Source organism: Leifsonia sp. ZF2019, from assembly GCF_019924635.1.
Lineage (GTDB): Bacteria > Actinomycetota > Actinomycetes > Actinomycetales > Microbacteriaceae > Leifsonia.
On sequence record NZ_CP065037.1, the window covers coordinates 327700 to 343657 of the forward strand.

5 protein-coding genes, 1 tRNA gene and 6 pseudogenes are annotated in these 15958 nt (G+C 62.4%); 7 read left to right on the forward strand and 5 right to left on the reverse strand.

Annotated elements, in window-relative coordinates:
* Positions 1–126 precede the first annotated feature (126 nt).
* Positions 127–798: a DUF2510 domain-containing protein gene (locus IT072_RS01575; RefSeq protein ID WP_223359048.1), complete on the forward strand. Its 672-nt coding sequence runs from the start codon at positions 127–129 to the stop codon at positions 796–798.
* 70 nt (positions 799–868) lie between these two features.
* A tRNA-Ser gene (locus IT072_RS01580) sits at positions 869–960 on the forward strand.
* A gap of 176 nt (positions 961–1136) precedes the next feature.
* Here IT072_RS01580 and IT072_RS01585 read toward each other — a convergent pair.
* From IT072_RS01585 to IT072_RS01595, 3 genes and pseudogenes are all read right to left on the reverse strand, one after another.
* Entirely contained in the window at positions 1137–2336 is a 1200-nt protein-coding gene (locus IT072_RS01585; RefSeq protein WP_223359049.1) for a type II toxin-antitoxin system death-on-curing family toxin, read from the reverse strand.
* 288 nt (positions 2337–2624) lie between these two features.
* Positions 2625–2891, reverse strand: a pseudogene (locus IT072_RS01590) (transposase); the annotation flags it as partial.
* A 198-nt stretch (positions 2892–3089) separates the two neighbouring features.
* Positions 3090–4014 (reverse strand): annotated as a pseudogene (locus IT072_RS01595) (IS5 family transposase).
* 133 nt (positions 4015–4147) lie between these two features.
* Here IT072_RS01595 and IT072_RS01600 point away from each other — a divergent pair.
* Positions 4148–6454 carry a hypothetical protein gene (locus IT072_RS01600; protein WP_223359050.1) on the forward strand — a complete coding sequence of 769 codons (2307 nt, stop codon included), beginning with the start codon at positions 4148–4150 and terminating at the stop codon, positions 6452–6454.
* A gap of 352 nt (positions 6455–6806) precedes the next feature.
* Here the strand turns inward: IT072_RS01600 and IT072_RS01605 are convergent, their stop codons facing one another.
* Positions 6807–8261, reverse strand: coding sequence for a hypothetical protein (locus IT072_RS01605; RefSeq protein ID WP_223359051.1), 1455 nt, complete (start codon positions 8259–8261; stop codon positions 6807–6809).
* Between the two features lie 213 nt (positions 8262–8474).
* On the opposite strand from IT072_RS01605, the gene IT072_RS01610 reads away from it, so the two are divergent.
* The gene (locus IT072_RS01610) at positions 8475–12665 is read left to right on the forward strand and encodes a hypothetical protein (RefSeq protein WP_223359052.1); all 4191 of its coding nucleotides are present in this window, start codon (positions 8475–8477) and stop codon (positions 12663–12665) included.
* 41 nt (positions 12666–12706) lie between these two features.
* On the opposite strand, the pseudogene IT072_RS01615 reads toward IT072_RS01610, so the two are convergent.
* A pseudogene (locus IT072_RS01615) lies at positions 12707–13631 on the reverse strand (IS5 family transposase).
* Between the two features lie 146 nt (positions 13632–13777).
* On the opposite strand from IT072_RS01615, the pseudogene IT072_RS01620 reads away from it, so the two are divergent.
* The 3 pseudogenes from IT072_RS01620 to IT072_RS01630 form a co-directional block, all read left to right on the forward strand.
* Positions 13778–14206, forward strand: a pseudogene (locus IT072_RS01620) (helix-turn-helix domain-containing protein); the annotation flags it as partial.
* Positions 14207–14245: 39 nt separating this feature from the next.
* Positions 14246–15170, forward strand: a pseudogene (locus tag IT072_RS01625) (IS5 family transposase).
* A pseudogene (locus IT072_RS01630) lies at positions 15167–15748 on the forward strand (integrase core domain-containing protein); the annotation flags it as partial. The pseudogenes IT072_RS01625 and IT072_RS01630, both read left to right, overlap by 4 nt.
* Positions 15749–15958 lie beyond the last annotated feature (210 nt).

Here is a 15958-nt window from a genome sequence, read left to right on the forward strand (position 1 = left end):
AGGTTCACGTCGTTGCGCTCAAAACGCCGCTGTGAGCGCAACGACGTGAACCTCGCGGCCCGCGACGGGACGGCGCGATAGGGTCGCGAAGGTGGTCGTATCGGCGGCTGCGGGATGGAGGCGCACATGACCGACGTAAACGGGACTCCCGAGGGAGTCCCCGCGGGATGGTACCCCGACCCCTCCGGTGCACCCCAGCAGCGGTGGTGGGACGGAGTGCAGTGGACGGCGCACATCGCACCGTCGGCGCAGCCGGTCGCGCCCGCGCAGCCGGTCGCGCCCCAGTACTACGCCCCCGTCCAGCCCGCGCGCCCCGAGCTGAACCCGGCGACGCCGGTCGGCACGGTCTGGATCTGGCTCGTCGTGCTCCTCCCGGTGCTGAGCATCCTGCTGCTGCCGACCATCCAGATCCGAATCCCCACCATCGACCTCAACGACCCCAGGCCGATGGTCGACCCGCTCGCCGTCATCGGCGGCCCCTGGTACTTCGTGCTCATCGGCGTCAGCTGGCTGACCTACGCGGCCACGGTCGTCTTCAGCTGGCTCGACCACCGCGAGCTCACCCGCCGCGGCGTCGTCCGCCCGTTCCACTGGGCCTGGTCGTTCCTGAGCAGCCTCGTCTACGTCATCGGCCGCACCGTGATCGTCCGCTCCGTCGCCCAGAAGCGCGGGATGGCGCCGCTGTGGGCGATGATCGGGGTGACCGCCCTCTCCTTCATCGTCACGACGATCTGGATGATCATGCTCTTCACCACCATGTTCGACCAGATCTCCCGCCTCGCCACCTACGGAGCCTGAGAACCCCGTGTCCGAACGGGCCGCCCGCGTCCGTTATGATGGCTCACGTGCGCCTGCTCGCGGGCGCTCAGGAGACGTCGCATAGTCAGGCCTAGTGCACCACCCTGCTAAGGTGGAGTCCCCGTAAGGGGACCGAGGGTTCAAATCCCTCCGTCTCCGCCATTGAAGGTGTTGGTCAGGGGATATTTCTTGTGGCTTAATTTGGCCCAGACCCCACAAAAACCCCACGGCTCATGCTTGAGGAGGCGCGGCAGCTCGGATCTGGCGAACTTCGTTCCGCCGGCCAGCCAATGTAGGTGGCCGGTAGTTCCCATGCACGGCGTTGGCTTAACGAGCGATTAGACCTTCGCAAGAGCTCTAAGCAACGACCTGTACTGCAGGATGAAATCGTCGGCGCTCCGCTCCTCGCCATAAAAGATGACCGAATCAACCTCATGAGCTTCGTCGAGGTGTAATTCGTGTCTCAGCTTCTTGACCGTTCCCGGACCGATCTCGCGGCCATCTCCGCCAGGGACGAACTGGAAAGTGCGATAGCGCACCTTCTTTCTCCCCAGGAAGCCTCTTTCTTCGATTGGACGGCGAACCACCACGCCAGATGTCCTCGGCTCGATCTCGCATTCGAAATCGTGCGTAAGGATGGACCGAAGCTGGCGCCACGTGATCGGTCGTTCGGCTCTCGAAATCGATCGCGAGTTCTTCCTGATCCAATCCGAAATCTCAAGGACTTCACGATCGGCAATCTGGTCGTAGATGTAGCCCTTCTTCAGAATGCGATGGTTGGTCACTTCGAGCATCCACTTGAAGAGTGCATCTTTGTCGACGGTGTCCCTGAGCCAGACGCTGTGGCGGTCGAGGAATACGAGTAGGGAAACGACCGCTGTGCGTTTGTTGCCGTTGTGAAACGGATGGTTGTGCACGAGCGAGTGCACCAACGCTGCTGCGGCCATTTCCACCGTGGGATACTTCGGCTCGACGCCATTACCAGTCTGAGGCCGAGTCAGCGCGCTTGCTAGCGAATCGTGATTCTTCACTCCTGGCGGCCAGATGGGGTCATTGGCTTCGTTTGCGTCGCTTTCGAGTGCGCCATGAATAGCTTCCACTTCGTCGACCGTCAGGTAGGACATTGGCTTCTTCTGGCCAATCTCCCGCCACACCAGTGGGCTCGCCAGCGGCAATTCGTCGGCCTCGGCAGATCTCAGGTCAACAGCCGTCGGAGATTCTGCGCCCATTGTTGAAGCGAGGCGCTCTAATCTTGATTGCGAACCTTTAGGGACCGTACGCGCGTAAGCCGAAGACGCGTATCCCAGACCCGCCAGCGCGCGCTCGAGCTCACCAGAATCCATCCCGAGTCGTTCAGCCCAGTACGTCTTTTTGCGGCGATCGCCTCTACCTGCTTGTCCGCACGCGCGGAGCGCCCTATTGAGGTCGCTGGCGCGGATGCGGGACGTTGGTTCGCTGACGTATTCGATGTCGGCGTACCAAAGGGTGACTAGCACTTCCTCGACGTCCATGTCGGATTGAATGGCGAGATCGCTCACACGATAGGAAGTTCCGATTTTGATGCTCCAATTGGTAGGTGTGACACACCATTCTGGTGTAGGCCACCGTCACCGATGCCGCTCCACACCAGAAGATGTTGCCGATGGCGCGTAATCGACGGAGAGAGGCGAGCCCTCGCTACTATCGCCGCAGGGCTTCCGGCAAAAAGGCTGGAGGCTCGCAGGGGCTCTCGTTCGGCCGCCACGGAGGCATCCTCCAGCCCGCGATTGCGTCGGCGTGGTCAGCGTGAAGGGGTGCCAATGAAAGTGGAACCCGAAGGTTCGCCGCTCCTCGTCGAGGAACTTCGCCGCTTGCCGGACGATCAGCAGCTCCGTCTCCAGCTCGCGGATACGGCGCTTCGCGGCCCGCAGCTCAGCCGACTCCGACGACGGGACACCGGGCCGGCGGCCATTGTCGATGTCATCCGGGCGGATCCAGTTCGAGAGCGTGATGGGGTGGATGCCGATTTCCACGGCGGTCTGCTTGGCCTGCTTACCGGCACGCACGAGTGCAACGGCGCGCGCACGGAACTCCTGCGGATAGGGACGGGGCACGAGGATGAGCCTTACGGATCAGGCCACCAGTTAGCCACCGAAACTGGAACCTAATCCGTGGGGCAGGTCAACCTGTCACCAGAACGTTCCTCACGCCCCTCACAACGGCCGGCAACCTCGGGCCTGGAAGAGTGCTCTAACTGATACCCATCGCTCGTCCGCAGTTCTCCTACAGATCGTGAGTCTGCGGTTTCGCGGTTAGGGCGTGTCTTCTAACCGTTTGAGCCAGAGTGTGATTGCGCGGAGGACGACTGCTCCCCGGTAGGTGACGGCGAGGTTGTCGTAGCGGGTGGCGAGGCCTCGCCATTGCTTGGTGTCGCAGAAGCCGCGTTCGATGACGTTCCGTCCTCGGTAGTTGATCGCGTCGAATCGGGGTGGTCTGCCGCCCGCGCTGCCGCGGTTGAGGCGGTGTCGCTTCTGATCGTCGGGTTCGGGGATGACTGCCGCGATACCGCGTCGGCGGAGGTGGGAGCGGATTGCGCGTGATGAATACGCTTTGTCGCCGCGGACGGCGTCGGGCCGGGTGCGAGCTCGACCCATTCGATCTACTCGGAGCTGTCCCATCAAGGCGTCAAACATCGGCGAATCACCGGACTGGCCCGGCGTGAGGAGCACGACAAGCGGGAGTCCGTTGCCATCGACGAGTTGGTGGATCTTCGTCGACAGGCCGCCACGCGAGCGGCCGATCGCGTGGTCAGCGGGTTCCTGACGAAGATTCTTGTGATTCGATCGTGCCCCCTGGGGTGTTGGTGGGGCGGCGGCCCGCGGGCTCCTCGACACGGGCGAAGGTGGTCGCATGCTGGTGGGCTCGGTTGATCGTGGAATCCACGCTCACCGTCCAATCCAGCACCCCGGCCGCGTCGGCCTCAGTCAACAGCGCAGCATGCACCCGGTCCCAGGTGCCGTCGTGACTGAATCGGTTGTGACGCTTCCAGACCGTCTGCCAGGGACCGAACTCCGCCGGCAGATCCCGCCACGGAATCCCGGTCCGATACCGCCAAATGATGGCCTCGACCACCAAACGATGATCACCGAACGGGCGACCGCCCTTCGGCGACGGGGCCGGCATCAACGACGCGATCCGCTCCCACTGAGAATCCGACAACACCCGAGACCGCGACACAACGCCCAGCCTGCACCACGACCACAACAACGGTTAGAAGACACGCCCTAGTCGCGCCGCGTGAGTCTTCCCGCCGTCGCGCACGTTTGCGACAGACTGCCTGTGACGCCACTGGCAGCAAGGGAAACAAGGAATGGCAGACTACGACTTTCGTTCGCTCTCTCCGATCGACTTCGAATCGTTCACTCGGGACCTCCTCAACGCCGCCTTGGGAATCGAACTGGTGTCATTCGGAGTGGGACCGGACGGGGGTGTCGATCTGCGAGACGCCAAACGTGGTCTAGTTGGGCAGTCCAAGCACTACCCGGATGCCGACAGGCGACGACTCATCGCCGCGGCGAAAAGCGAAGCAAAGCGCGGGCTCGGTTTGAAAGCGCGGGACTATTTGTTCATCACATCAGCCGCTGTGAGTCCCGAGACCGAGAACCTGCTACTAGAGGCGCTCACACCGCTGCCGGTGCAAGTCGACGGAATTTGGCATCGAGGGCGGCTTAATGCACATCTTGCAAAGCATCGCGATGTCGAGAACCGCCACTACAAACTCTGGCTTTCGAATTCCGCAGTGTTCCAGCAAGTCGCCGAGGGAGCACAGTGGCAGCGAAGCGAAGCGCTGCTTCGTCAAGTGCGCGACCGAGCGAAGCTCTTCGTACCGACTGAGGATATGGCCAAGGCTCTTGCGATGCTTGATGACCAAAACGTGGTGATCATCTCCGGTTCGCCCGGCGTAGGGAAGAGCACACTCGCCCAAATGATCCTCCTTGCGTATTGGCGAGAAGGCTGGACGATTCGAAACATCGCCTCGGATGTGGATGACGCGTGGAGACACCACCTCGTTGACGGCGAGAAAACCCTCTACTTCTACGATGACTTCCTCGGACAGACGAACGTCGCTGAATTGCAGAAGAACGAAGCCTCCAACATAGCCCTACTCATCGACGACATACGCAACGGGTCCGGTCAGCAGCGGCTTATCCTCACCACTCGCCAGCAGGTCCTCAACGCAGCACAAACTGGAGCAGACGACCGCGTTCGGCGGCTAGCCGAAGACCGGTCGCGCATACGAATTGAGCTGAAGGACCTCAGCCGTTCAGTGCGCGCGCAAATGCTGTTCAACCACCTGTACTTCGGCTTCCCGGACCGAGACGTCCGCCTCGGACTCGCCACGGACACGCGATACAGGAAGGTCATCGACCACCCAGGCTTCAACCCCAGGCTCCTCGAGTCCGTAGCTATCGCTCAACACCACGACTCCGTCGACGACTTCTACACAGCGATGTTTGAAGCGCTCAACCACCCAGAAACCGTCTGGTCCGGAAGCTACAGACAACTTTCAACGACCGCAGTCGCTGTCCTCAACCAGCTGGCGGTATGGCCGAGTCTCTACGCGCCACTCGATGTGATCCGGTCAGCGGTGAACGCACCGGATCCCCGAGACTTACAGGACGCGCTCAAGACACTGGAAGGATCCTGGATTCGACTTGAAGGAGAAAGCGGCAGGATCGACGAGATCGCTTTGTACGACCCGAGCCGTCGCGATTTCCTACTCGATCAACTACAGGATCCCGGCCAATTTGACGCCACCATCAACGCAGTCGTCACAGTCGGGCAACTAAATTACGTCTTGTCACTCGCCAACCTTCAACATCGACAGGACGGGCTGACCACCTCACCAAATCCCGTACTAGAAGCAAACGCGCGCCGTCGCATCGTTGATCTCGACGCCATCGCGGCCGCCACCGGGCGAGCCCAGCTGGAGCACGCAGCTAGAGTCGAAGCGGTCCGCCAAGTCGAGAGAGACGCGGTACACAAGAGGGAAGGCTATTTTCTTCTCGATAACCTCGCCGAGCGCGTAGATGCCACCGCGCAATTGGCATTGTTTTGCAGCAGTGCGCTATTCGACGTCAACAAAGCCACCGATCAACTCCGGGCCTCCGTCGACGAATTGCTCTCACGGGTGGACAATCTGCCCTACGTCTCCCCTTCGGCTGACCTCCTGTTCGACTTGGCCTCCCGTTTGGCCGACCGGGACTCGCCGGCCTGGTCGCACGACGCGGCCATGAAGGTTCTTCGCATCGCATTCGAGGCCGTGCCGACCATCGAGGACCTGCAACACTACTTGAAGGTGCCGAGATGGTTCCGCGACGAGCGATACCGCAACCATGAGAAACGCGAGCTGGCGAAGGCCCTAGAGAATGAGCTGGAGGCGATAAGCCAACAGTCCGACCCGGAGCTAATGAGTCAATGGCTGGGGGACGTCATCGCGTTCGCCGAAGCCACGGACATTGACATCCACACCGACACGTTGCGCGAGAGGATCGACGAGATGGACGCGCCACTCCGAGATCCCTCAGGGTCACCACAGAGCCTGGGTGCTTACCGGCGGGACGTCACGGCGAACGACGAGGACCTAGCTGCGATGTTCGCCAAGCTGAAATCCTGACCGCCGTGAAGGCGGGCCAGTCGCAACGTCGACAGGTGATTTGCAGACTGTTGAATGAGCGACCCAGCATCGAGCACCTGCGGGTGGATCATTCGTAGAGCGCCGTCGTCGGCCGGCCCGGCAAGAGCCTGAATGGGTACGGACGGCCTTGCGCCGGTAATTCCTGTCTGGAGTTCAGCGGCGCTACCCGCGGCAATCACCCGCCCCCGGCAAAAGTCATGCCGTCGCGGAACCTCGTGAGGTCTGTGATCGCTGGCCGAAGGTCTGCGCCCCGAATGATCCAGCCGGGGCCGCCCTCGACGTCACTCGTCATGGCAAGACCGGAGTGCGGTTTGCCTGATACCCCGACCGTTCACGACCCAGCATCGGGGCGAATCCCTGTAAGCCAAGTCTGTCCGGCGGTAACGAGCTGAAGCCATTCATTTGAGTGACCCGTGTCGTAAGGTCGTGGCTCCGCGTGAATTGCCGTTGCTTCCCTGTCGCCGCCAGGAACGCGGACAAGGATCCGGCTACTCCCCTCGATCAGATCGAGGAGGTCCTGCAGCGACTTCGGTATGGCTCGGTGGCCCTCCGAACCGCGCCGGGACTCGAACGCACGAGTTTCGTTGCTTAGCGGGTCGGTCGTAACGGTAATCGTGTCGGCGTTACGGCGGACATCAACCACGGCTGCTGCGCGCCCCAGGCCACTGGCTTCGCCCCAGTCAACGTGGAGAGCAGCGGTCCGGGGCTGGTCGGTTGAAGCTAAATCGGCGACGAGCTGGTTCCCTGCTTCAGCGACGAGTCGCTCAACATAGTCGGCGACCACGGCCTCGCCGCATCCCCGGTTTTCTATGGTGGTGTTTGGCCCGGCGAGATTCCTAACCCTGGCAGCAACGGATGTCGGGTCCGACTCCGCTCTCGGATAGGCATCAACAATGCGGACCTCTTTACCGCCGTTCTGAAGCGCCTCAGCAAGCATCCCCGTAGTCGATAGGTCCGTTACTGGCACGGAGTATCCCATCAAGGTAATGACGTCCGCCTCCTGGAGGGCCTCGTTCGAGCGCTGCCAGATCTCGCGGACGATCGGGTTCTGGTAGTAGGACGACTTGAGCGCCGCAGGTGGGACGATGAAGCGCTCCCGACCCGGCGCGATCCAGTGCATCTCATCTTCGGGGATCGGATTAGGCGACATGAAGTCGCCGGGCAGGCGAGCCCTGCGAACGGTCGCTCCGGCAGTGTCGCCAGGCGACCAGAACCAGTTCAATGAGCCGTGCAGCTTCCTTAGGCGGAAGCTCGGATGCGGAGCACCAGTACCGTCGCTCTCCGCATATGAAAGGCCGCCCTTCCCTTCCGGGGTGTAATTCAGGATTGACCCCCACTGGAACGAAGTCCTATGGCGCCAGTCCCAGAACCTCATCGTCTGGAACGCGCACTCGATTAGCGTGTCGTAGTTGAACGTGAGCACCGAGCTCGACCGGTGGTGCCAGAGGCTGATCAGCTCACCGAGCCATGCCGGCATTGGCGAGGCAAGCGCTTCACCCACGCGTTGATCGAGGACCTCCCCGATGAGCCGCGTCCCACGGGCGAAGATCGACTGCGACTCCAAGTTCTGCTCAGCCGTCAGATACGGCTGTGCCTCCGCCCGCCGCGACAACCACGTCTCGAACGACCCGCCCGCGAACCGCTGCTTGCCGACGCTGCGGCCAAGCCTTGTGGGATCACGCTGGATAACCTCATTCCCGAGCTCGTCGGTAACCGGAAGCCGTGACGAAACGGCACGCGAAAAGCCGGCGCCAAGGATGAAAACTTCACGCGGATACGACCTCATGAGCCGATTCTGGGCCATCGGCCACCGAAGCTCGGCATCCTTCGGTGCGTGATTCGTAACGTCCGGCCAGTCCCATCTAACGCTCATGAGGGCCCCTCCTGGGGCGCCTCAGAAAGCCCTCCGTCGGCGTTTGCGTCACCGCCATCTACCTCCACCGGCGAGTATGCGCCCAAATGGTGGCGCGCTGTCGGCGCCTCCTGAAACACTGTGAACGTGGATGAGGAGGACAACTTCGAACGCGAGCTGGAGATCGGCCGTCACAACGCGTTTGTCATTGAGCTCTCACACCGTCACTGTCAACTGATGCGTTTCGAACAGACCCTCGGCCGGGGCATGCTCGAGCAAATGTCGGGCCTGCCGATCAACATGCGAACCATCGAATGCCCCAAAGTCAACGGGGCGATGGGCGGAATGCAACTGCAGCCGATCGCGACTAGCTTCTACAGAGAGCACTGCATCGGCTGTAAGTTGCAGAGACCAACTGGCGAAGTCCCCACCCTTGGTGCACTTGTGGCAGAGGAAGACTCCGAGGCGGCCGAAGCTGCTGCGCGCGAGCAAGAGCGAAGCCGCATCGCACGCGAGCAGTGGGCGCATCGAGAGTCAGCACGCAGCGCGCTGAAAATACAGGGCGATCCCGCCGTCACCGCTATCGTCAATGATCTTGCGCTAATCGACCCGGACCCTTCCGGGGCTCACTCTGCTGAGGACCTCGCCGATGCGACAGCTCGGCTCGTGGCGACAGCTACCCGCGCGCCCGAACTTTTCACCGTCGAAGCGACCAACATCCTCAGTGCCCTCGTCCGGGACGAACGTTTGACCGTGCTGCTCGGCCCGCTCCGAATTGTGGCGATGAGCCGACGAGATCTGGTTAGCGAGGTCCTGGACCTAGCGTTCGCGGCGCTGGAACGGCAAGCCTCAACGGAAGCAATACAAGTCCTCGTCGAATTCGCGGAGGAAGCACCCATCGGGAAATTCACGGAGGGCGCGGTCAAAAGTATCCTGCGGGCATCTTGCGGTGTCGAGCACGGGTCCGTCGGGCAGTTGCGGCCGCGAACGACGACCGACGCCGCAGGGCTGCTGCTAACCGCGGACCTCGCCGAGGCCCAGCTACTTAACACGCTAGGGGAGATGCTGCCAGCACTGGAGCCGATGGTGCCAATTATCACCCCGGGCGGGTCCATTGGCCTCCGCTCGGACTGGGAGAAGGCCGTTCGGGAGCAGGACCGAGCGACGGCGGCAACTGCGCTTGCGGTTCTCGCCGCTCGACGTCCGAAGATCGCCGAACTAGCACTCCCCCTACTTCTTAGAAACGTCGTCCTTCCGGGCGACCGACACGAAGTTTTCCCGCAACATCGTGTTGCCAAAACGCTCGCGATCGCCAGCATCCTTCAGATCGGAGACGTCACCACGGAGCTTGAAACTCGTGGCTCCACGGCCGGTGATGAACAACGGAAGCGCTATTTCCAGGTGTGGGAAGAGACCGCCCATCTCCTCGACCAGGACAGGCGGTGGAAAGAAGAAGGCGACCCAGACCTGACCGGTATCGAACGCCGGGTGGTAAGAGATGCGCTCTTCGAGAAGCTGCTGTCGTTTGCCGGCGGCCGATGGGGCTCGGGTATAGCCGCCGACAGTGCGGAAGTGATTCACCGTCTCGCGCGAGACGAACCGACCTGGGCGGTCGAACACCTAAACGCGATGTTCCACGCCGCACTCGAGTCGATTACAGCGCAGAGCGCGAAACCCACAAACACCCCACTAGTTCTCGAAGGAGGCGACCCAGACCTACTCGCGCCGCTAGAGGCATACAGCAGTCAGATGGAGTACCAGGCTGCAACCGGGCGCTACTTCGAAGCCGTCGATTTGGCGGCAAATGCTGACGCGACAGCGGTAATCGAAACGATCGGCGCGTTCCTGGATACGCACCGCGCTGCTACTGGCGATACGACCTCGAAAACGATGTCGTGGCGGCTTGTCGGGTTGCTCGGCAAGGTTGGGGCTGCGGCAGGAAACGAGCTCGGGGTGCTCGGCCGGATCGTGCCCACTCTTTACCGCTACATGCTAGAGACGGACCCTGTACTTGCGTCCGCAGCGATCGAGGCATGGGTGGAAATTGGGGCACGGCACAGGCTGCCATCTACTTTCGAAGATCTGCTGCCCGCGTTGATGCAGTCACCGTACTACGGCGTTATCCAGGGGACGCTCTTAGCTGCGGCCCGGCTAGATTTCGCGGAAGAAGCCGCCACGAGGCTAATGATTTACGTTGTCAACGTTCTTCGAAACGCGCCCAAACCAACAGCCACACACAACGTCCTTCTCCGGGCCATCCCCGCAGCTGTAAAGCTCGGAAACAAGCTGCCCGAATATCGGGACGTCGTTCACAACGTCGCCCTCAACAGGTGCGCTGACCTCGACGACCATGACCTCGAAACCGTCATCCGTCTCCGATGGGCAGACTCCGTCAAAGCGTCCGGCGACCTGGCACACCTGCAACTACGCGTCGTCGCATACAGGTACCTGCAGGTGGGCGTCCAAGACCATAACGACAGCCTTCTCATCGACCTGCTCAACTGCGTAGGAATGGAGGCGCTCGACCTCGGCGAAATCGCATCGGTCGCCCTGGCATTCGAGCCAAGAGCCATTCTCCGGGGAGTCGAAATCGCCGAGGTCTTGTGGAGATTTGGACGTACAGCCGACTTCGAAAACCTCGTCAGCCAGCTTGCCGCCATCGTGCCGAGTACCCCAGCTTATGCGCCGCAACGGGGAATCCTCAGTGCAGCACGAGCGGCAGCGACCGCGGAGGTCGCGTGGCAGAAAACCAAACATGCGGCGACCGCAGCTGACCTTCCTAACAACTCTCGCGCCCTCGCGACAGAACTGGCAACGCAGGCGAGCGTAAATGAAAGAATCCGCCAACTCATTGCGGCAGGTACTGCGAACGACGGCGAAAAGCTCCGCAACGCCGCCACCGAACTGGCAGCACATGCCCAACGCGATACTCCCACCGCCGCCTATATCCGCGCGTACACGACTTTCGTCGCTGCACTCGCGCACCTACAAGACGTGGCCGAAGCGGAACGATCCGCCGACGCTTCGCAACGTGCCACGAGTATCCGCGCGGCACGCCGTCGTAATAGCGACGCCCTGCGGCAACTGAACGACACCTTCTCGGCTGAAGACCCGCTCACGGTGCGGCTACGGGCCGGCATCGAGAGAGTGCGATCGTGGACAGCGGGCGAACTACCGGAAGACTTCGATCAGGAGTTGTTCGAGTTCACTGCCATCCCTACGCCGCTGTTGATTATCGAAGGACCCCCTCTCGAGCGACGCCATTCGGCCGGCCGCAATCAGACGCAGAAGGCGGCGGTGCCGCCCGTAGCTGTTGCGCTTATTTCGGTGAACAACAAGCTCCTCACCGGAACAGCGGTGATGAAGCCCGAAAGCGTCTACACGCTTAGTGCTCGCGTCCACCTGGATGAGTGGCCGGAGTGGGCCAACAGGCTCGACCTCGAATTTGTCACAGCAGTGCCCGCCGCGGATGTGACACTGCCAACGTTCAGCTGGGACAAGCCGACGGCAATGGATCACGACCTGAGATTCGAGAGCGATGGAACTGTGATCTTGCGATATGGGATCGCTGCCGGCCAACCCGCGCCACCGTTCGCAGTCAAGGTCACCCTCCGCGGCGAGAGTTCGGATCGTACGCCCCTAGCAGTCGCCCTGAACGTCGCCGGCCACCCACAGATCCGGATGCGACCATATGACGCGTCACGGGACTCCGTCACCCAATATGCCGCAATCGACGAACGGCTCTTGGAGCTTTACACGGCGCTGCCCGAGGCTGGGTACAACGAGACGGAGGTCCAGGCGTTCTGTCGACTATTCACGGCGATTTGCCGCATCGGGTTGGAAATGACCTGGGATCGCCAGTACAAACGTGGACAGGCTGTCACCGAGCGCAAATTCCATGACGACCTTTTCGCGCGCCTCCTTGAGGAACCAGAACTGGAAGGTCGAGTCGAGAGAGGATCTCGGGCCGCCCACGGGTTCCTCGACATCCGCCACGACAGCATCACCGCCGAGCTAAAAGTTGAACGACAGACCGCTGTCACGCGGGAACGCGCAGCGAAGTACATGGCGCAAGTGGTTCAATACGCGGCCAGTGACGGAAGTCGCCTTTCCATCTTGGCGATCTTGGACATGAGCCGAAAGGAGCTGCCGGTCGGAACGCCGGAGAACTATATGTTCCCGCTCCATCCCGCGCATCACGGCATCGACGACCCGGCCGCGCCATCAACCGTGTACACACTCGTCGTGAATGGGAACCTGCCCGTTCCTAGCTCATGGTCGAGGAAGAAGGCCGGCAGGGAACGAACAAAGAGGGCCAGCGCGGAGGACGCAGAATAGGTCGCCCGTCGATTCCATGTGTGAGCGCAGCCAGTCAGCGCCTAGGGCGTGTCTTCTAACCGTTTGAGCCAGAGTGTGATTGCGCGGAGGACGACTGCTCCCCGGTAGGTGACGGCGAGGTTGTCGTAGCGGGTGGCGAGGCCTCGCCATTGCTTGGTGTCGCAGAAGCCGCGTTCGATGACGTTCCGTCCTCGGTAGTTGATCGCGTCGAATCGGGGTGGTCTGCCGCCCGCGCTGCCGCGGTTGAGGCGGTGTCGCTTCTGATCGTCGGGTTCGGGGATGACTGCCGCGATACCGCGTCGGCGGAGGTGGGAGCGGATTGCGCGTGATGAATACGCTTTGTCGCCGCGGACGGCGTCGGGCCGGGTGCGAGCTCGACCCATTCGATCTACTCGGAGCTGTCCCATCAAGGCGTCAAACATCGGCGAATCACCGGACTGGCCCGGCGTGAGGAGCACGACAAGCGGGAGTCCGTTGCCATCGACGAGTTGGTGGATCTTCGTCGACAGGCCGCCACGCGAGCGGCCGATCGCGTGGTCAGCGGGTTCCTGACGAAGATTCTTGTGATTCGATCGTGCCCCCTGGGGTGTTGGTGGGGCGGCGGCCCGCGGGCTCCTCGACACGGGCGAAGGTGGTCGCATGCTGGTGGGCTCGGTTGATCGTGGAATCCACGCTCACCGTCCAATCCAGCACCCCGGCCGCGTCGGCCTCAGTCAACAGCGCAGCATGCACCCGGTCCCAGGTGCCGTCGTGACTGAATCGGTTGTGACGCTTCCAGACCGTCTGCCAGGGACCGAACTCCGCCGGCAGATCCCGCCACGGAATCCCGGTCCGATACCGCCAAATGATGGCCTCGACCACCAAACGATGATCACCGAACGGGCGACCGCCCTTCGGCGACGGGGCCGGCATCAACGACGCGATCCGCTCCCACTGAGAATCCGACAACACCCGAGACCGCGACACAACGCCCAGCCTGCACCACGACCACAACAACGGTTAGGAGACACGCCCTAGCTGTAGTTCCCCGGGACGTTGTGAACGCGTGACTTAGGCGAAGACCTCCGGGACGATGTGGGTTACCACACACCACTCGTCACACGGAGGTCTTCGTGACTCACGCTAATGCACCGCTGACGCCGGAAGGGCGTCGTCGTCTTGCCGTCCTCGTGGTCGATCGTGGCTGGCCGTTGCGTCGTGCTGCGGACCGGTTCCAATGCTCGCCGGCAACGGCTAAGCGGTGGGCTGACCGATACCGGGCCGGGTTGCCGTTGACTGATCGCAGCTGTCGTCCATCGACATCGCCGTCGCGGTTGAGTCGGCGCATCGAGCGGCGGATAGTCGCGTTGCGCTTCACGCGCCGGTGGGGTCCGCATCGGATCGCGTATCACCTCGGCTTGCACCGTTCCACGGTCGGGCGCGTGCTGGCCCGTTACCGGATGCCATTGCTGACCCATCTTCACTCCAGCACCGGGTTGCCGGTTCGCAAACCGAAACCGATCCGCTACGAGGTCGCCGCACCGGGCCAACTAGGGCGTGTCTTCTAACCGTTGTTGTGGTCGTGGTGCAGGCTGGGCGTTGTGTCGCGGTCTCGGGTGTTGTCGGATTCTCAGTGGGAGCGGATCGCGTCGTTGATGCCGGCCCCGTCGCCGAAGGGCGGTCGCCCGTTCGGTGATCATCGTTTGGTGGTCGAGGCCATCATTTGGCGGTATCGGACCGGGATTCCGTGGCGGGATCTGCCGGCGGAGTTCGGTCCCTGGCAGACGGTCTGGAAGCGTCACAACCGATTCAGTCACGACGGCACCTGGGACCGGGTGCATGCTGCGCTGTTGACTGAGGCCGACGCGGCCGGGGTGCTGGATTGGACGGTGAGCGTGGATTCCACGATCAACCGAGCCCACCAGCATGCGACCACCTTCGCCCGTGTCGAGGAGCCCGCGGGCCGCCGCCCCACCAACACCCCAGGGGGCACGATCGAATCACAAGAATCTTCGTCAGGAACCCGCTGACCACGCGATCGGCCGCTCGCGTGGCGGCCTGTCGACGAAGATCCACCAACTCGTCGATGGCAACGGACTCCCGCTTGTCGTGCTCCTCACGCCGGGCCAGTCCGGTGATTCGCCGATGTTTGACGCCTTGATGGGACAGCTCCGAGTAGATCGAATGGGTCGAGCTCGCACCCGGCCCGACGCCGTCCGCGGCGACAAAGCGTATTCATCACGCGCAATCCGCTCCCACCTCCGCCGACGCGGTATCGCGGCAGTCATCCCCGAACCCGACGATCAGAAGCGACACCGCCTCAACCGCGGCAGCGCGGGCGGCAGACCACCCCGATTCGACGCGATCAACTACCGAGGACGGAACGTCATCGAACGCGGCTTCTGCGACACCAAGCAATGGCGAGGCCTCGCCACCCGCTACGACAACCTCGCCGTCACCTACCGGGGAGCAGTCGTCCTCCGCGCAATCACACTCTGGCTCAAACGGTTAGAAGACACGCCCTAGTCCACGTCGATATCAAGAAGCAGGGCCGCATCCCCGACGGCGGAGGCTGGCGGGCACACGGCAGGATCTCGGAGCAGAACCGCCGAGCGGGAGCTGCTCGATCTCGCGCCGCCCGCAGAGGAGCGCCCGCCTCGCGCGGATACCGCTATCTGCACCACACCGTCGACGACTACTCCCGGTTGGCCTACTCGGAGATCCTCGACGACGAACGCAAAGAGACCGCGGCGGCGTTCTGGCTTCGAGCAAACACGTTCTTCCAACAAGCCGGAATCACCGTTACTGCCGTGATGACCGACAACGGAGCCTGCTACCGATCCAACAACTTCGCCGAAGCGCTCGGCACCATCCAGCATCGGAAGACTCGCCCCTATCGGCCGCAAACCAACGGCAAGGTCGAGCGGTTCAACCGCACTCTGGAAGCCGAATGGGCCTACGCCATCACCTACGCCGACGAAGACTCACGCGCCGCGGCCTACCTGCACTGGCTCCATCACTACAATCACCACCGACCCCACACCGGCATCGGCGGCCAGACCCCCTCAGCCCGCGTTCACAACCTCACGAGGAACTACACCTAGCGCGCAAAACTCCGTGGCATCCCGAGGCCAGCGAGCGTCTGCGCGCAGCGGATTCCAGGCATGACCCAATGCGGCGCCGCGTGTGCGGCAATCCGCCTATGGGTACAAGAGCTGGCGGACGAGTGCGGGGGATTATTCTCCCGGCCTCAGGGGATTCTCGAATATGGCCCCCAGGCCAGCACTGGGCTGCATGGCACCTTAGTTGGGCCC